Origin of the sequence: Microbacterium sp. GbtcB4, assembly GCF_019091465.1 — a bacterium.
GTDB classification, from domain to species: Bacteria; Actinomycetota; Actinomycetes; order Actinomycetales; family Microbacteriaceae; genus Microbacterium; species Microbacterium paraoxydans.
In genome coordinates, this window is sequence record NZ_JAGXJJ010000005.1 from 1 (window position 1) to 17,484 (window position 17,484).

Below are 17,484 nucleotides of genomic sequence, written 5' to 3' on the forward strand. Positions count from 1 at the left end.
CACTGCATCGCGGTGGACCCCTGGTTCATCGTCAGCGCTGCCAACGGCGGCGCGGCGCTGATCGAAACCGCACGTCGGGTGAACGATGCCAAGCCGAAGTGGGTGCTCGACCGCATCCACCAGGCGATCGAATCCAGTGACCACCCGAAGGTGCTCATCCTCGGGCTCGCGTTCAAGGCCAACGTCGACGACTTGCGCGAGTCGCCGGCCGTGGAGATCACACGGGCGCTGGCCGAGTCTCGGCCGGAGATCGACTTCTCCGTGTCGGAGCCGCATATCGAAGAGCTGCCGACTTCGCTCGTGCAGTACTCGAATCTCACGCTGGTCGAGGACCTGGAGAAGGAGTTCGACGCTGCCGACGTCGTCGTGCTTCTCGTCGACCATGACGCGTACTCGGCGTTCGCCCCTCGCCTGCATTCGGGTAAGACCGTCATCGACACCCGTGGTCTGAGCAAGGGTGTCGCGCCATGAGTGAAGCCGCGAAGAGGCTCATGGTGATCTACGGCACGCGCCCCGAGGCGATCAAGGTCGCTCCGGTCATCCTCGCCGCTCGCGAGGCGGAGGGGATCCAGCCGCAGGTCGTGGTCACCGGACAACACCGCGAGATGCTCGATCAGGTCAATGCGCTGTTCGGCATCGTCCCGGACATCGATCTCGACATCTTCGAGCATGGCCAGACCCTGGTCGACATCTCCTCACGCACACTGAGCGGGGTGGCAGCCGCCATCGAGGAGATGCGCCCGGACGCGGTGCTCGTCCAGGGGGACACGACCACGTCCGCCTTCGCCGCACTTGCCGCCTTCTACGCCCAGGTGCCGGTGGTCCATCTGGAAGCCGGGCTTCGCACGGGCAATATCTACTCGCCGTTCCCGGAAGAGGTCAACCGCAAGATCATCACGCAGGTGGCCAGCCTCAGCCTGGCGCCGACGGGCACGAGCAGGGACAACCTGCTCCGCGAGGGCGTGGATCCGGCATCGGTTCTCGTCACCGGGAACAGTGTCGTCGACGCCCTCCTGCACGTTTCCGCCTCGGACGTTCCCGTGCAGCACCCGGAGCTGGCCGACCTTCTCGCACGGCTCGCGGACGACGACAAGGTGCTGCTCGTGACGACGCATCGTCGGGAGAATCTCGGCGACGCGATGACCGCCATCGGGCGGGCGATCGCACGCATCGCCCGCGCCCACCCGACACTGATCGTCATCATGCCGTTGCACCGCAACCCGAAGGTGCGCGAGCGGGTCCTCCCCGAGATCGAAGGACTCGACAACGTCCACGTGCTCGATCCGCTGGAGTACGGCGACTTCAGCCGGGTACTCCGCCGCGCGGAGGTCGTCCTCACGGATTCCGGGGGAGTGCAGGAAGAGGCGCCGGCACTGGGCAAACCCGTTCTCGTCCTGCGAGAGAACACGGAGCGTCCTGAAGCGGTCGACGCCGGCACGGTGAAGTTGATCGGAACCGACGAGGAGCGGATCGTCGACGAGGTCTCTCGGTTGCTCACCGACAGCGACTCGTACGCGGCGATGGCGAACGCCGTCAACCCCTATGGTGACGGACAGACCGCGGCGCGGACGATCGACGCGATCCGGAGACTCTTCGGCGAGGACGTCGAGATCGAAGAATTCTAGAACGACGAGGCGTCCCCTGTCCGTCCGCTGTGCTCGGCGGGAGCGGATGCGCGAAGTTTATCAATTCCCGTTCGATAGAGAGGCCCGGTGAGGACGAGTGCGTGTAGCGATCGCCAGCCGCATCTTCGCGCCTGAGCCCGCGGCAGCGTCCCTCCGGCTCGCGGCTCTTGCAGAAGCTCTTGTCGATCAAGGGGCGACAGTCAGCGTCCTGACTGTCGTCTCCCCGCGTCAAGATCCGGACGACGCGACCCGACAGTACCGAATCCGCAGGTTCCCCGTGCTGCGGGACAAGAACGGGTATGTCCGCGGGTACCTGCAGTACTTGAGCTTCGACGTCCCCCTGTTCTTCCGCATACTCTTCGGCCGGCGGCAGTCCGTTTATGTGGTCGAGCCGCCACCGACGACGGGCTTCGCGGTTCGGGTCGCCCTCGCTATCCGACGTGCACCGTACGTGTATTACGCCGCGGATCTGTGGTCCGATGCCGCCGAAGCGACGGATGTCCCCGGGCTCGTGCTCCGGGGCGTGCGCAGCGTCGAAAGGGCCGCGATCGAGGGGGCGGCGCGAGTGCTCACGGTCAACGACCGGATGGCAGAGCGGGCAGCGCAGATCGCACCGCGCGCACGGCTGGTCGTCGTGGGGAACGGTGCGGACACGCGCGCGTTCTCCGCGCACGGCGATGCGGTCGACGAGGGCAGATACCTCATCTACGCCGGGACGGCGTCGGAATGGCAAGGGGCGGGTATCTTCATCGCGGCGTTCGCGCAGATCGCACGCGAGATGCCCGACCTTCGGCTCGTCTTCATCGGTCAGGGGAGCGATTGGGACAGTCTGCGACGGCAGGCCTCGGAGCTCGCGGAACCCGAGCGCGTGCTCTTCCTCGATTCGCTTCCTCCCGCGGAAGCTGCGCGATGGATGCGAGGCGCGGTCGCGAGTGTGGCCTCGCTGCGGCCGGATGCCGGCTACAGCGTCGCCTTTCCCACGAAGATCTACGCATCATGGGCCTGTGGTACGCCCGTCGTGTTCGCGGGAGAAGGCCAGGTGAACGACTTCATACGCGATAACGCCGCGCATGCCGCTCTCGGAGTCGCCTGCAGATATGACGTCGACGAGGTCGCCGAGGCCTTCCGACATGCCGTGTCGCGATCGCGCACAGGAGCAGAACGTCACGGGCTGGGTGCCTGGGCGTCATCGAACGTGAGCCTGCAGTCCGTCGCTCGCAAGGCAGCGGACGCAGTCATCGCGGTGGGAGAGGGCAAGACTGACTGATGAAGAGCATCTGGAAAACACTCGTCGATCTGTTCAAGGTCCTGCCCGACGGCGCGACGAGATTCTACATCGGCTACGCGATCGTCACCGGCGCGCTGGCGCTTCTCGACACGCTGGCGCTGGGATTGATCGTGCTCTCGGTGACTCCGCTGGCCAGTGGCGAGCCCATCAAGCTGCCGGTGATCGGCGAGCTGCCCGCCGCCGCCGCGCCGTGGATCTTCGGCATCGTGTGCATACTGTTCCTCCTCAAGAGCGGGCTGGCGATCCTCCTGCACTGGGTCGCGACCCGGCGGTTCGCTGCCTACGAGCTCACCGTCGGCGACGAGCTGTTCCGTTCCTACACGCGTTCTTCCTGGGAGGCGCGAGCCCGCTACAGCACTGCCGAGGTCACGAGGATCGTGGACGGGTCGATGGCGAGCACGAACACGGGATTCATCCTTCCGCTGTCCCAGGTCCCCGTGAACCTGCTCACCTTCATCTCCGTCCTCGGCGTGCTCGTGGTGGCACAACCGCTGACGGCGGCGGTCGCATTCGTCTATCTCCTCGGTTTCTCTCTGTTCATGCTCTTCGTGATCACCCGGCGCGCGCGCGAAGCAGGGCTGGTGCTTCGCCGCTACGTTTTCCGCGTCGCCACCCTGATCACAGAGATGGTTGAAGCGCTGAAGGAGGTCACTCTCCGGAACAAACTCGATGAGATCGGTGGCGTCGTCACGGACTACCGCCGCAACGCGACTCGGGCGCGCGCGAACGCGTCCTTCTTGTCGATCGTCCCGAAGTACGCATTCGAGGCAGCCTTGATCGGCGGCTTCCTCATCGTGGGCGGGACCGCTTTCCTCGCCGGCGGCGCCGAGAACGCGGTGGTGGCGGTTGCCATGTTCGCTGCCACGGGCTTTCGGATGATCCCCGCGATCACGACGCTCCAGAGCTCATTCACGACGGCCTCCATCAACGAGGTGCACGCACGCGATGTGATCAGCGAACTGACCCGTGAGTCTGGTGCGGACCGGTCCAGAGAGACCGCCTCCATCGACTCGGAGACTCTGAAGGCTGCACCGCGGGTGCTCGAGCTTCGCGACGTCTCCTTCAGCTACCCTGGCACCGGCAAGAACGTGCTGGAGCATCTCAATCTCGCGATCCCCTTCGGATCCACACTGGCGATCGTGGGTCCTTCCGGTGCGGGCAAGTCGACCCTCATCGATGTTTTGCTCGGCCTTAGCCAGCCGTCTTCTGGCGAGCTCCACATCGACGGGCAGCCGCTCTCTCATGTGTTGAACCAGTGGAGGGCACATGTGGGATACGTTCCACAGCGGGTAGCTCTCTTCGACGCCTCGGTGGCGCAGAACGTCGCGCTCACCTGGGGGAACGATTTCGACGAGGAGAAGGTGACCCGCTCGCTGGAGCAGGCTCAGCTCGCAGAGCTGGTGACCAGGGGCGCAGGGATACACGAGCTAATCGGAGAGCGCGGATTCTCGCTCTCGGGGGGGCAGCAGCAGCGTCTCGGAATCGCTCGCGCGCTCTACGCGGATCCGCTGGTGATGGTGATGGACGAGGCCACCAGCTCGCTCGACACGGCAACGGAGCGGCGCATCGTCGAGGCGATGCGCGAGCTGCAGGGCGACGTCACATTCATCAGCGTCGCTCATAGACTCGCGACGGTCCGCGACTACGATCGCATCTGCTATCTCAGCGACGGCGGCATCCGCGGTCTCGGCACCTTCGAGGAAGTGGTGGAGCAGGTTCCTGACTTCGCTCATCAGGCCGCTCTCGCGGGCCTCCTCGAACGGGGCGATCGATGACGCGTCGGGCGATGATCTTCCACGTCCCGTATCCCTTGAACCCTGATGCCACGAGCGCGAGCGGGATCCGGCCGATGCGGATGCGGTGGGCTTTCGAAGCTCTCGGCTATGAAGTACTGGAGGTATCCGGGAAACACCCCCAGAGGCGTCGACGCATCACAGAGCTGAAGCGCCTGATTCAGGACGGGAAGCGGATTGATTTCGTGTACTCGGAGGCTTCCACCCAGCCCACCGGGCTCGGCGAGAAGATCACCCCGGCGACCAGTGTCACCCGGGACATCGGGTTTCTGCGCTTCTGTCGTAGAGCTGGGATCGGGGTGGGGTTGTACTACCGCGACGTCTACTGGCGCTTCCCCCAGTTCGGGAGCAGGATGCCGCGATGGTACAGGTCCCTGCTGCTCACGCGTTATCGTGCGGATCTGCGGGGTTATCGTTCGGCGGTGGATGTGTTGTATCTGCAGTCGGTGAGGATGGCGGATCATCTGCCGGTGGCGAACCGGGGTCAGGTGCGGACGTTGCCTCCGGGGGCGGAGCGGGTGGAGGTCGGTTCGCCCGGTTCCGGTCCGTTGTCGTTGTTGTACGTGGGCGGTATGGGTGATGCCTATTACCGTATGCATGAGGCTTTCCGGGGTGTGGGTCTGGCCTCGGATGCGCGGCTGGTGGTGTGCACGCGCGAGTCGGAGTGGCGGGACGTCGAGGCTGGTTACGCGGCGGTGAAGGGTCCTGAGTCGCAGGTCGTGCATCGGTCGGGGAAGCAGTTGGACGAGTTGTATGCGGATGCGCATCTCGGGGTGCTGTTCATGGAGCCCGTCGCGTATCGCGATTTCGTGTTGCCGTTCAAGCTGTTCGAGTACGTGGGGCGGGGTAAGCCGGTCGTGGCGACCGAGGGGACTTTGGTCGGTGACTTCGTGACGGAGCAGGGGATCGGTTGGGCGGTGCCGTATCGGGCGGAGGCCTTGGCGGAGCTGCTGGATCGTCTGAATGCTGATCCGGAGCAGTTGCGGGCGATGCAGGAGCGGGTGCGGGAGTTGAGGGACTCCCACTCGTGGGAGGCTCGCGCACGCCAGGTCGCCGACGACCTCACTCCCTCCGAGGTGGGGGCGAACGGATGGACCCGCTGATGCCCTCGTCGATGATCTTCCACGTGCCGTACCCCTTGAACCCTGATGCCACGAGCGCGAGCGGCATCCGCCCCGTGCGAATGAAACGGGCCTTCGAAGCCCTCGGGTTCGAGGTGTTGTTGGTCTCGGGGCGCTCGCGTGAGCGTCGCCGCCGGATGTCGGAGGTCAAGCGCAGGATTCGCGCGGGCGAGCGACCGGCGTTCGTGTACAGCGAGTCCTCCACGATGCCGTCTGCGCTGACGGACCCGCATCACCTTCCGATTCGACCATTCATGGACGAGCGCTTTCTGCGGTGGTGTCGCCGGCATGGAATGAAGGTCGGGCTCTATTACCGTGACGTCTACTGGCGCTTCCCCGAATATGTGGAGAACGTCGGACGACTTCTCTCAGCGGCGACGAAGACCCTCTATCGTGCGGATCTGCGGGGTTATCGTTCGGCGGTGGATGTGTTGTATCTGCAGTCGGTGAGGATGGCGGATCATCTGCCGGTGGCGAACCGGGGTCAGGTGCGGACGTTGCCTCCGGGGGCGGAGCGGGTGGAGGTCGGTTCGCCCGGTTCCGGTCCGTTGTCGTTGTTGTACGTGGGCGGTATGGGTGATGCCTATTACCGTATGCATGAGGCTTTCCGGGGTGTGGGTCTGGCCTCGGATGCGCGGCTGGTGGTGTGCACGCGCGAGTCGGAGTGGCGGGACGTCGAGGCTGGTTACGCGGCGGTGAAGGGTCCTGAGTCGCAGGTCGTGCATCGGTCGGGGAAGCAGTTGGACGAGTTGTATGCGGATGCGCATCTCGGGGTGCTGTTCATGGAGCCCGTCGCGTATCGCGATTTCGTGTTGCCGTTCAAGCTGTTCGAGTACGTGGGGCGGGGTAAGCCGGTCGTGGCGACCGAGGGGACTTTGGTCGGTGACTTCGTGACGGAGCAGGGGATCGGTTGGGCGGTGCCGTATCGGGCGGAGGCCTTGGCGGAGCTGCTGGATCGTCTGAATGCTGATCCGGAGCAGTTGCGGGCGATGCAGGAGCGGGTGCGGGAGTTGAGGGACTCCCACTCGTGGGAGGCTCGCGCACGCCAGGTCGCCGACGACCTCACCACGGCTCTCGCTTAGGATCGACACGTGAGAGTGTTGGCCGTCACCCCCTGGTTTCCCAGTGAAGTCCGACCGGGCCTCGGGCTCTTCAACCTTCGCGACGTGGAGATGCTCGCGCTCGACCATGAAGTGACGGTCCTCCACCTCCACGACCCCTCGCTGGGGGGTGAGCCCGGCGAATGGGACGCGGCTCCCGGCATCCATGTCGTGCGTATCCCGTATCACTACACCCGCCCCTGGACGATCCCTCGAGCGCTGCGGACACTGCGGCGGTTGGCAACGGAGGCCGACGTGGTGCACACGATGGCCTTCCCCGCACTGCTTCCGATGCAGCTCGCCTCCCTGCCCACGCCCTGGATCCACACCGAGCACTGGTCAGGTCTGTTGAGCCTGCCAACGTCGCTGCGCGGAAGGCTCGGTCATGCGGTGCTGAGGGGTGGCCTACGACGTCCCGATGAGGTCGTCGCGGTGGGCCAGCGCCTCTCCGAGGTCATCGAAGGCATTCGCAAGGAGCCGGTGCCGGTCATCGAGAACTTCGTTCGGCTGGCTTCGCCCGATCACATCGCTGAGCGCTGGGAAGCGGGTTCGGGTTCGCCGCTGCGTCTGGTGGCGGTGGGCGGCCTGGTTCCGTGGAAGGGCCCGATCGAGGCCGTGGACGCTCTCGCGGATCTTCGTTCCCGCGGCGTCGATGCCCGTTTCGATTGGGCGGGCGTCGGACCATTGCGGGACGCGGTCGCCGCGCGGGCGGAAGAACTGGGGGTCAGCGAGCACATGCGCCTCCTCGGCCACGTCTCGCCGGAAGCTCTGGATGATGTTCTCGCCAATGCACATCTGTTCCTGATGGCGACGGAGTACGAGACCTTCGGCATCGCCTACGCGGAAGCGCTGGGGCACGGTCTCTGCGTCGTGGCGACCGGCACAGGAGGACACGTGACTTTCCTCCCGGACTCGGCGTCGCGGGTCGTCGAGGATCGCTCCGGGCCTTCGCTCGCCGACGCCGTCGTTGAACTGATGCGGAACGACGACCGTTGGGCTCCGGTGCAGATCTTTGAGTACGCCAGGCAGAGATTCTCACCGGCGGAGCGTCGTCGCTCGTACCTCGAGATCTATCGACGACTGGGCTGAGAGTCGCGCGAGCCTCGCGGAAAGAGCCGCGTCCTCGTCGTGACGTTCACGCGGGAGGCAGCCACGAGGCACGCAGCGACACGCCGCCCGGTTCGAGCCAGCCGTCGAGGATGCGGTCGCTCGACGGCTTGCGCTCACCGGACGCAATGGACGCGAGCAGCTCGCGGAGGCGGTTCACGGCAGCGTCGCCATCGACTTCGCACCAGCTGAGCGCGTAATCGCGAAGCTCGAGACGGTCCATTCCCGGTGCGTCGTCGATGAAGCGTCGGACATCCTCCGCATCATCCAGAGGCGGGTACACATGATCGTCCGCGAGGAACGGATAGTGCGACTGTTCCCCGGGAAGCCGCAGCTTCGCGGTCGGAATCCCGAGTGCCGACGCCTCCCATGCCACTCCGCTCGCATGCTGGATCATGAAAGGAGCCCCATCCCTCAGGAGCTCGACTGTCGGCCTGGCGCTGAGGGTCCACCCTGACGGAAGCATCTGCGACAGAGACGTACGCTCTGAGCGGGGATGAGGGGCGACGACGAGGGGCGCGACGCCGGCCTCGGCGACGCGGTCGATGATGCGACGGATCATGGCAGGCGGGTTCGGGGAGAGGGCGAGGATTCCCGGATGATCGCGAGCGAGCGGCGGCAGGCCACGCTCGAGGATCTGAGTGGAGGGGTTCCCGACCACGTCGAGTGCGGACCGGGGGACACCGTACTGGGAGACGTAGTGGTCGGCCTCGGCTGGCCCCCGCAGCGTCGCGAAAGCCGTCGGCAGATCGCTGTACTGAGGATTGTCGCCGGCGGGTGCGTGCGGGACGTAGACGACGGGCACCCCCTGGCTCTGGGCCGCGACGATCAGACTGCGCACTGATGGCTCATGCTGCGTGGCGACGACGAGGGAGTCGAAGCCGGAAAGGTCGGCTGCGAAGTACGAGGCGAGACGATATGACGTCAGTGCGACCTGATTGCGCCACGACCTGATCGCGTCCTCTCGGCCGATCCCTTCCAGGACGCGCACGCCCCACTCGGTGACTGCGCGCGTGGCTCGCCGTGAGCGGAGCGCGCTCGATCCCCAGGCGCGATAGGACTCCAGCCGCACAGCGGTTCCGGGCTGGTCGGCGAACACCGGTGCGAGGGTTCGCGCCTGGTTGTGTGTCGTCGACACGACCAGGTGCCGGCCGTGCCGGGTCAGCTTCAGCCGTTGCCAGGGCCGCGCGACACCTGCCGCCAGCGGCGCACGACGTGATCCGGCGGGCCAGGTCACCGCGAGGTCGAGTTTCGGTAGCAGGCACCAGCGAATGGTTGCCGGGTCCGTCGCGTGCACAATTCTCCCGTCCGCCGCGCCTTACACGAACGACTTTAGCCGCGATGAGTGCCATGCCTCGTTCTTGCCGAGGCGATGGACGATAGGCTCTCACTCAAGCATTGTGCGAGTCGCAGGCTCCATCGAGTCCCCTCGTGGCCGCGCTGAGAGCAGGGAGCAGGGATTCGCGTGGGAGAGCTGGTACGCCGCTGGCGGCGATTGCAACGGCTGGTGCGCACACGGTACTGGACATGGAAGGCGACGCGCTGGATCGCCGACCCTGGGACGAACGTGCGAGTGAACGCCCGGAGCAGTTTCTCACCGCACACGCACCTCGGCGACAACGTGCACTTCAACGGGATGTCCGTTCGCGGCAGCGGCCGCGTGGAGATCGGAGACAACTTCCACTCCGGACCTGAGTGCATCATCATGAGCGACATGCACAATTACGAGGGCGACGCATTGCCGTACGACGCGACGGTGGTGCAGCGGCCGGTGAAGATCGGCCGGAACGTCTGGTTTGGCGCACGGGTCATCGTTCTGGGCGGCGTCACGATCGGAGACGGTGCGATCATCCAGGCGGGAAGCGTCGTCGTGTCCGACATTCCGGAGTTGGCGATCGCGGGCGGCCATCCGGCCCGAGTCTTCAGCCATCGAGACGCCGAGCACTACAGGTCCCTCGACGCGAAGCGACGGTACTCCTGACGGGGCCGTCCGGCGACGAGACGGTAGGATCGGGGACCGAGATGAGTACTCAAACCCCCCAATCCCTCGACGACACCTGGCTCGTGGTCGCGCTGTACAACGAAGCCGAGGTGATCGAAGACGTCGTCCGTTCTGCGCGCGAGAGTTTCCCGAACATCGTATGCGTCGACGACGGCAGCACGGACGGCTCTGCGACCCGCGCGCTCGCTGGCGGCGCCGTCGTCGTCCGACACCCGATAAATCTGGGACAGGGCGCGGCTCTGCAGACGGGACTGCAGTTCGCTATGTCGCAGCCCGGTGCGGAGTACTTCGTCACGTTCGACGCCGACGGCCAGCATAGAGTCGATGATGCGATCCGGATGGTAGAGAGGCTGCGGTCCGAGCCGCTCGACATCATCATCGGCTCGCGCTTCCTGGACACGCGGACGGAGATGGCGTGGCTCAAGCGGGTCGTTCTGCGCACAGCCGTCTTCTTCGAACGGCTTTCGACGGGGGTGAAGCTCACCGACGCGCACAACGGACTCCGTGCGCTTAGCCGTACTGCGGCGTCCCGCATCACCATCACGCAAAACCGGATGGCTCATGCGAGCGAGATCATCGCACAGGTCGGTCGAACAGGTTTGCGGTACGACGAGCAACCTGTGCAGATCGTCTACACCGACTATTCGCGGGCGAAGGGCCAGTCGCTGTGGAACTCCGTCAACATCCTCAGTGAGCTGTTCATCAAGTAGGGACCCATGGACCAGTTCGTGATCAAAGCGCTTCTCATCGGAGCCTTCCTTATCTTCGCCTTCGTCCTCCTCCGGCCCAGTGGGTCGGCCAGGGGGCAGGCCCTGAGAACCCTCGCCCTGTTGCTGCTCCTCGTCGCGGCCGTCGTGACCATCGCCTTCCCGCAGATTCTCAGCGTGCTGGCAGCCAGCGTGGGGGTCGGCAGGGGGACGGACCTCGTGCTGTACGGCCTCCTGGTCGTCTTCGTCGGCAACTCGCTCGCTGCAGCTCGTCGGCGGCGCGAGCACGACGTGCAGATCACCGAGTTGGCCCGTCAGATCGCGCTCCAGGACCCGTTGTATCCCACCGAACATCAACGCTGAGGTCAGTCCACGCACCCGAGGCCCTGTCTGAGGGAGCTTTGGCGCGGTAGCGAGCGGATTTCGACACCTGCCCCTCCAAGACCGTCGGCGGAAGTCGGTGTCACCGGAGGAGAACCGCGTCTGGCCGAGGCTCACAGCCAGACGCCGATACGATGGGGAACATGGATCTTCTCGTCGTCGGGTCGGGTTTCTTCGGCCTCACCATCGCCGAGCGCGCCGCGGAAGCGGGCCGCAAGGTGACCGTCATCGACCGCCGCTCGCACATCGGCGGCAACGCCTACAGCGAGGCGGAACCCGAGACCGGGATCGAGGTGCATCGCTACGGCGCGCACCTGTTCCACACGTCGAACGCGACGGTGTGGGAGTACGTCAACCGCTTCACCTCATTCACGAACTACGTGCACCGTGTGTACACGACCCACAAGGGCGTCGTGTTCCCGATGCCGGTGAACCTCGGGACGATCAACCAGTTCTTCCAGGCCGCGTACACGCCGGATCAGGCCCGTGCGCTCGTCAAGGAGCAGGCGGGCGAGTTCGATGCGAAGTCCGCGACGAACTTCGAGGAGAAGGGCATCGCGCTTGTCGGGCGCCCGCTGTTCGAGGCGTTCTTCCGCGACTACACCGCGAAGCAGTGGCAGACCGACCCGCAGAAGCTCTCCGGCGACATCATCAGCCGGCTCCCGGTGCGCTACACGTACGACAACCGCTACTTCAACGACACGTGGGAGGGGCTGCCCACCGACGGCTACACCGCGTGGCTCGAGCGCATGGCCGACCACCCCAACATCGAGGTGAAGCTGGACGTCGACTACTTCGACGAGTCCCAGGCGCTGAACAAGAGGGCCACCGTCGGGCAGGTCCCGGTGGTCTACACCGGCCCCGTCGACCGCTACTTCGACTATGCCGAGGGCGCGCTGAGCTGGCGTACGCTCGACTTCGAGCAGGAGGTGCTCGACGTCCGCGACTTCCAGGGCACGAGCGTCATGAACTACCCGGACATGGACGTGCCGTACACGCGCATCCACGAGTTCAAGCACTTCCACCCGGAGCGCAAGGACGTCTACGAGTCCGACAAGACCGTCATCATGCGGGAGTTCTCCCGCTTCGCCGAGCGCACCGACGAGCCCTACTACCCGGTGAACACCCCGGCCGACCGCGAGGGCCTGTTGGCCTACCGCGAGCTCGCGAAGGGGGAGAAGGACGTCCACTTCGGCGGTCGCCTAGGCACGTACCAGTACCTCGACATGCACATGGCCATCGGGTCGGCGCTGTCGCTCTGGAACAACACTCTCTCCTAGACTCGGAATCGTGAGTCACGCTGCTGTCGGGGCGCCCGGGACGCCCCGGCGCTATCTGCATTCGCTGTGGCTGCTGTCGGCCCGTGACCTCAAGGTCCGGTACGCGACGAGCTTCCTCGGCTACGTGTGGTCTGTTCTCGACCCGCTGGTGATGAGCGCGATCTACTGGTTCGTGTTCACCCAGGTGTTCCGTCGCGACGTGGGGGAGCAGCCGTACATCATCTTCCTCATCAGCGCGCTGCTGCCGTGGGTGTGGTTCAACAGCTCCGTGTCGGACTTCACGCGGGCGTTCAAGAAGGACGCCCGTCTCGTCCGCTCGACATCCATCCCGCGCTCCATCTGGGTGAACCGCATCGTGCTCAGCAAGGGCATGGAGTTCCTGTTCTCACTGCCGGTGCTGGTGCTGTTCATCGTGGTCAACCTCCTGTTCGAGAGCCATCCCGACCAGGTGGTGCAGATCGGCTGGGGCGTGCTCTGGGTGCCGGTGGCGATCCTCATGCAGACGGTGCTGCTCGTCGGCCTCGGCCTGCTGGTCGCGCCGCTGTGCGTGCTCTACACGGACCTCGAGCGCACCACGGCGCTCATCCTCCGGGCGATGTTCTACGCCACCCCGATCATCTACAACGTCACGGACCTGCCCGGTGTCTTCCAGACGCTCGGCGCCTTCAATCCGCTCGCCGGGATCTTCATGCTGTATCGCATGCCGTTCTTCCCGGACCAGTGGAACCCGTTCACGCTCACGGTCAGCGCCGTGATGTGCCTGCTCATCCTCGCGCTCGGCGTCTGGGCGTTCCGGCGTCTCGAGCGCCCCGTGTTGAAGGAGCTGTGATGGACGCCGCGATCGACGTGCAGGGCCTCGGTGTGCGCTTCCGCCGCAACCGTCGCGGACAGCGCAGCTTCAAGGACCTGTTCGCCGGAGCGTCCCGTCGCTCGCGTCCCGGAGAGTTCTGGGCGCTCCGCGACGTCTCGTTCACCGTGCAACCGGGCGAATCGATCGGCGTGGTCGGGCGGAACGGTCAGGGCAAGTCGACGCTGCTCCGCCTTGTGGCTGGCGTGCTGCTGCCCGATGAGGGCTCTGTCAGCGTCAACGGCGGGGTCGCCCCGCTCATCGAGATCACCGGTGGTTTCGTCGGCGATCTGACGGTCAGGGAGAACGTCCGGCTGACGGCAGGACTGCACGGCATGTCGAAGGACGAGGTCGCCCGCCGATACGACGACATCATCGCGTTCGCCGAGCTCGCCGGGTTCGAGGAGACGCCGTACAAGCACCTCTCCAACGGAATGAAGGTGCGTCTGGCGTTCTCCGTCGTCTCCCAGCTCGACGAGCCCATCCTGCTCGTCGACGAGGTCCTCGCGGTCGGCGACAAGGCCTTCAGGGAGAAGTGCTACAAGCGCATCGACGAACTGCTCTCGGACGGCCGCACGCTGTTCTTCGTCAGTCACAACGAGCGCGACCTGCGCCGGTTCTGCACAAGAGGGCTTTATCTGGACCGGGGCACGCTCGCTCTGGACGCCCCGATCACGGATGTCCTGGACCGCTACAACGCGGACTACTCCGTCTGAGACGACGCGCCGACCCGGCGGGGTGTCAGAGGCCGACGAGATCGCGCAGGTCTGCCGCGGCAGCGCGCGCGCTGTCGATGGCCGCTGACACACCGGAGCCGTCCTCGACCGCCGAGCGCAGCGCCGTGAGCTGCTGCGCGTAGGTCTCCACGCCGGAGCGCCAGGAGTCCTGGATGGACGACGGCGGCAGGGCGTCGCCCAGGCGCTGTGCGTCGTCGATCAGCGAGTCGACGACCGGGATGGCGTCCTCGGTGCTCGCACCCGTGACGATGTCGAGGCCGGGCTCGACGGCGCTCAACCAACCGGACACCTTGTCCCGGAAGACCTCGAGCGTCGGGTCATCGACCGGCGGTGCGGACGTCATCGGCGTCGCCCCGTCCGGGGGAGTCTCCGATGAGCCGACAGGCGGTGTCCCGGACCCCTCTGGGCCCGGCATCCCACCGCGGAAGACGGCGAAGAACAGGACCAGCGCGACGACGGCCAGCGCGGCGACGCTCAGCCCGACGATCAGCCACACCCGACCGGTGCGCTGGGGCGCCGGGGGAAGCGGGGCCCACCGCACCTCGGGCTGGGGCTCGTCCATGTCAGGCCTCCAGAGCGCTCATCGGCTCCCAGGTGCGATCGCGACCGATGCGGCCACCGTCCCTGAGCCCGCGGAACAGGTTGCTCGTGCCGCGGACGGTGCGCTCGACGAAGACCAGCCGGATCAGCTCCTTGAAGAACGTCGCGGTCGTCCCGAGGCCGAACAGCACGGGGTTGTAGACGCCGTGCACGCGGTAGTACTGCTTGATGAAGGCACGGTTGCGCATGATGTAGTAGCGGTAGGCATTGCTCGAGGCGTTCATGTGGCGGATGCCCATGTCCCACTGCCGGATCTCGCGCGTGCGGCGGAGCACGAACTCATCGACGATGACCGCCGTGGTCAGGCGAGAGGCCAGCCACCCGTACATCTGGTCGTCCCAGTAGATGAAGAAGCGCGGGTCGGGGAGGCCGATCTGCTGCACGATCGAGCGGTGGATGAACATCCCCTCGAAGCAGCCGCTGTTCATCTCCTTGTAGCCGGAGGAGTCGAAGCCTGCCGGGGCGAACGGGATCGGGATGCCCATGCGCTCCGCGATGCGGTACTGCCAGTAGAACTCGCTGCCGTCGTAGTCGTAGCGCCGTCCCTGGATGCTCTTGAATCGCGGCGCCCAGGCGCCCATCCGGGCGAGACCGTCCGGGAGCACCTCGACGTCGTCGTCCATCATCCAGATCCACTGGGCGCCGAGATCGTACGCCGTGCGCATGCCCTCGCTGAAACCGCCGGAGCCGCCGGTGTTGACGTCGAGACGGCGATAGACGAGGTCGGTGCCGATGTCGTCGCGGAAGGACTCGACGACGTCGGTCGTATCGTCCGAGGAGGCGTTGTCGATCACGATCACGTGGCCCGGCTTCGGGTCCATCGCGGTGATGCTGGTGAGCAGGCCGGTCAGCAGATGCGAGCGGTTGTACGTGACGATGACGATCGCGGCGGAGGAGGGATCGAAGGCAGGGGCGTCGGTGGTCATGCCTTCTCCTCGAAGACCTGCTGCCAGGATTCGGCGGAGACCAGGTCCGGCAGAGCGGCGCGGTACTGGCGCTGGAGCTCCGGCCACCGTCGTCGCAGCTCGGCGTGCAGACGCACGGACTCGCGCAGCATGCGGCGGTACTTGGCGCGGTCGCGCGTGTAGATGTTCTTCCCTGAGCCGTCGGCGGCGCTCACGAGAGCGCTGTCATACAGCGGGAGGCGCCACCAGTGCGCGTCGCCCTTCCCGAACTCCACCTCCGGCTGAGCGACGTTCGCCGGGTCGGGCCGGTGCACCCAGTGCGAGAGCAGTGTCTTCAGCGTGAAGATCCGCAGTCGCAAGCCGGTCGGGCTGTCGAACTCGTTCTTCGGCAGCCGCTTGTAGACCTGGCGGCCGTGGCGGGAATGCAGCACCCGGGCAGGGTCGCGATGGATCACCGTCTCCGGGTACTCGGCGGCAAGGGCGCGCGCGGCCGGCATCGCCGTGGCCAGGTTGCGGCGCATGTGGCCGGGTCCGGAGAGCACGTCGCGCAGAGCCCGGTTGCGCAGCGCCACCGGGTAGTACTGCATCATCATGAGGTGCTTCAGGTCCACGCGGCGGCTGTGCACGATGAGGCGGCCGCCTCGCGGTGCTCCGGAATGCAGGAGCCCGGCGACGATCCGGTTGCGGGCGTGGAAGTAGGCCTGCCAGTCGATCGAGTCGTCCTTGTTCACCCAGGAGACGTGCCAGAGCGCCACACCGGGCATCGATACGGTCGGGAAGCCCGCCTCGCCGGCGCGGAGGCAGAACTCCGCGTCGTCCCACTTGATGAACGCAGGGAGGGAGAGTCCCACCTTGCGGACCGCGTCGAGGGGGATGAGGCACATCCACCACCCGTTGTAGTCGGCGTCCATCCGCATGTGCAGCAGCGGCGACTGGCGCAGGTTGGCGACACCGAAGTCGTGCGGCATCTTCTCCTGGTAGAGGTTGCGCCACATGAAGGGGCCCTCGTCGACGACCTCCGCCCAGCCGTGCAGCTTGGGGCGGTCGAGGAGGTCGAACATGTGTCCGCCGACGAGCACGGGCGTGGTGGCGAACTGACCGAAGACGATGGAGCGCCGCAGCGACTCCGGCTCGATGCGGACGTCGTCGTCCAGCAGCTGCACGAAGTCGCTCTCGGGGCGCTGCAGGGACTCGTGCATCGCACGGGCGAAGCCGCCCGATCCGCCGAGGTTGCCCTGGCGGATGACCTGCAGGGTCTCGCCCAGACGCTCGGCGACCTCGGCGTAACCGTCCTGGTCAGCGACGAGCTGCGTGCCCTGGTCGACGAGGAAGATGCGGTCGACGAACTCCAGCGCATCAGGAGAGGAGGCGAGTGCCCTCAGGGTCTCGACGCAGTAGTCGGGCTTGTTGTATGTCGTGATGCCGAGAGAGGCCTTCCCGGTGCGGGTGGGAGCCTGCTCGGTGGTCCACTCCGCGCCCTCGAGCACGGCGGGCTTCTCGTCGGCCACGATGTCGAACCAGATCCACCCGCCGTCGCTGTACTGGGTGAGGTCGAGGTCGAACGACGTCGTGGCCTCGCCGGTCACCTCACGGGTGGCCACGCGCTGGCGCACACCGCCGCCGTTGGAGCGGTAGACGAGGATGGTCGCCGGCCCCGTGGTCCGTACGGTGAGCTGCACCTCGCGGACGCTCGTCCAGTGCTGCCAGTACGACGCGGGGAACGCGTTGAAGTAGGTGCCGAGGGAGACGCGCCGACCGGCGACGATCCGGGCGCGGTGCCGTCCCAGGATGTTGCCGAGATGCGCGCGGCTGGAGACCCGGACCGGTTCCTCCTCGATCACCGACCACGTTTCCGGATCCGCGTACAGCGGGAGCAGATCGGGGTCGCGATCGAGCGGGAAGACGACGTTCTGAAGGACGTGGGCCACAGGGAGGTTCTCCGTTGTTGATGCCGCGGCCGCTGCCGGAGGGCAGCGCGGGACTCGACGAGC

General features: G+C 66.2%; 17 protein-coding genes. 13 read left to right on the forward strand and 4 right to left on the reverse strand.

From position 1 onward, the window contains the following. The 7 genes from KVS71_RS09345 to KVS71_RS09375 form a co-directional block, all read left to right on the forward strand. A partial coding sequence (locus tag KVS71_RS09345; protein ID WP_302676849.1) for a UDP binding domain-containing protein occupies nucleotides 1-471 on the forward strand: 471 nt, incomplete at its 5' end. Continuing rightward, entirely contained in the window at nucleotides 468-1,625 is a 1,158-nt protein-coding gene (wecB, locus tag KVS71_RS09350; RefSeq protein WP_217584404.1) for a non-hydrolyzing UDP-N-acetylglucosamine 2-epimerase, read from the forward strand. The genes KVS71_RS09345 and wecB, both read left to right, overlap by 4 nt. 97 nt (nucleotides 1,626-1,722) lie before the next feature. After that, nucleotides 1,723-2,892 carry a glycosyltransferase family 4 protein gene (locus KVS71_RS20435; protein WP_217584405.1) on the forward strand — a complete coding sequence of 390 codons (1,170 nt, stop codon included), beginning with the start codon at nucleotides 1,723-1,725 and terminating at the stop codon, nucleotides 2,890-2,892. Further along, complete coding sequence (locus tag KVS71_RS09360; RefSeq protein WP_217584406.1) at nucleotides 2,892-4,688, forward strand: ABC transporter ATP-binding protein; 1,797 nt, start codon at nucleotides 2,892-2,894, stop codon at nucleotides 4,686-4,688. The genes KVS71_RS20435 and KVS71_RS09360 overlap by 1 nt, the downstream gene beginning before the upstream one ends. 11 nt (nucleotides 4,689-4,699) lie before the next feature. Further along, nucleotides 4,700-5,809 carry a glycosyltransferase gene (locus KVS71_RS09365; protein ID WP_217584407.1) on the forward strand — a complete coding sequence of 370 codons (1,110 nt, stop codon included), beginning with the start codon at nucleotides 4,700-4,702 and terminating at the stop codon, nucleotides 5,807-5,809. After that, a complete protein-coding gene (locus tag KVS71_RS09370) occupies nucleotides 5,797-6,909 on the forward strand; it encodes a glycosyltransferase (protein ID WP_217584408.1) in 1,113 nt (370 codons plus the stop codon). The genes KVS71_RS09365 and KVS71_RS09370 overlap by 13 nt, the downstream gene beginning before the upstream one ends. Nucleotides 6,910-6,999: 90 nt before the next feature. Then, nucleotides 7,000-8,016, forward strand: a complete 1,017-nt coding sequence (locus tag KVS71_RS09375) for a glycosyltransferase family 4 protein (protein WP_254635642.1) — start codon at nucleotides 7,000-7,002, stop codon at nucleotides 8,014-8,016. 46 nt (nucleotides 8,017-8,062) lie between these two features. Here KVS71_RS09375 and KVS71_RS09380 read toward each other — a convergent pair whose 3' ends face one another. Then, the gene (locus KVS71_RS09380; RefSeq protein WP_217584410.1) at nucleotides 8,063-9,271 is read right to left on the reverse strand and encodes a hypothetical protein; all 1,209 of its coding nucleotides are present in this window, start codon (nucleotides 9,269-9,271) and stop codon (nucleotides 8,063-8,065) included. A gap of 228 nt (nucleotides 9,272-9,499) precedes the next feature. Here KVS71_RS09380 and KVS71_RS09385 point away from each other — a divergent pair, with 228 nt between their 5' ends. The 6 genes from KVS71_RS09385 (at nucleotide 9,500) to KVS71_RS09410 (ending at nucleotide 13,967) form a co-directional block, all read left to right on the forward strand. Then, entirely contained in the window at nucleotides 9,500-10,015 is a 516-nt protein-coding gene (locus tag KVS71_RS09385) for a DapH/DapD/GlmU-related protein (RefSeq protein ID WP_368874653.1), read from the forward strand. Nucleotides 10,016-10,056: 41 nt separating this feature from the next. Then, nucleotides 10,057-10,746, forward strand: a complete 690-nt coding sequence (locus tag KVS71_RS09390) for a glycosyltransferase family 2 protein (RefSeq protein ID WP_217584411.1) — start codon at nucleotides 10,057-10,059, stop codon at nucleotides 10,744-10,746. Nucleotides 10,747-10,752: 6 nt separating this feature from the next. Continuing rightward, nucleotides 10,753-11,106 (forward strand): DUF2304 domain-containing protein, encoded by a 354-nt coding sequence (locus tag KVS71_RS09395; protein ID WP_217584412.1) that lies wholly within the window; start codon nucleotides 10,753-10,755, stop codon nucleotides 11,104-11,106. A 161-nt stretch (nucleotides 11,107-11,267) separates the two neighbouring features. Continuing rightward, entirely contained in the window at nucleotides 11,268-12,404 is a 1,137-nt protein-coding gene (gene glf, locus KVS71_RS09400; protein ID WP_060921751.1) for a UDP-galactopyranose mutase, read from the forward strand. Nucleotides 12,405-12,414: 10 nt separating this feature from the next. Next, on the forward strand, nucleotides 12,415-13,233 hold the full coding sequence (locus KVS71_RS09405) for an ABC transporter permease (RefSeq protein ID WP_060921738.1): 819 nt from the start codon (nucleotides 12,415-12,417) through the stop codon (nucleotides 13,231-13,233). Further along, nucleotides 13,233-13,967, forward strand: a complete 735-nt coding sequence (locus KVS71_RS09410; protein ID WP_060921737.1) for an ABC transporter ATP-binding protein — start codon at nucleotides 13,233-13,235, stop codon at nucleotides 13,965-13,967. The genes KVS71_RS09405 and KVS71_RS09410 overlap by 1 nt, the downstream gene beginning before the upstream one ends. A gap of 25 nt (nucleotides 13,968-13,992) precedes the next feature. Here KVS71_RS09410 and KVS71_RS09415 read toward each other — a convergent pair whose 3' ends face one another. From KVS71_RS09415 to KVS71_RS09425, 3 genes are read right to left on the reverse strand one after another with little or no spacing between them, the layout of a single operon-like run. Next, nucleotides 13,993-14,550 (reverse strand): hypothetical protein, encoded by a 558-nt coding sequence (locus KVS71_RS09415; protein ID WP_060921736.1) that lies wholly within the window; start codon nucleotides 14,548-14,550, stop codon nucleotides 13,993-13,995. A 1-nt stretch (nucleotide 14,551) separates the two neighbouring features. Further along, nucleotides 14,552-15,514: a glycosyltransferase gene (locus KVS71_RS09420; RefSeq protein ID WP_217584413.1), complete on the reverse strand. Its 963-nt coding sequence runs from the start codon at nucleotides 15,512-15,514 to the stop codon at nucleotides 14,552-14,554. Then, nucleotides 15,511-17,421 (reverse strand): glycosyltransferase, encoded by a 1,911-nt coding sequence (locus KVS71_RS09425; RefSeq protein ID WP_217584414.1) that lies wholly within the window; start codon nucleotides 17,419-17,421, stop codon nucleotides 15,511-15,513. The genes KVS71_RS09420 and KVS71_RS09425 overlap by 4 nt, the downstream gene beginning before the upstream one ends. Nucleotides 17,422-17,484 lie beyond the last annotated feature (63 nt).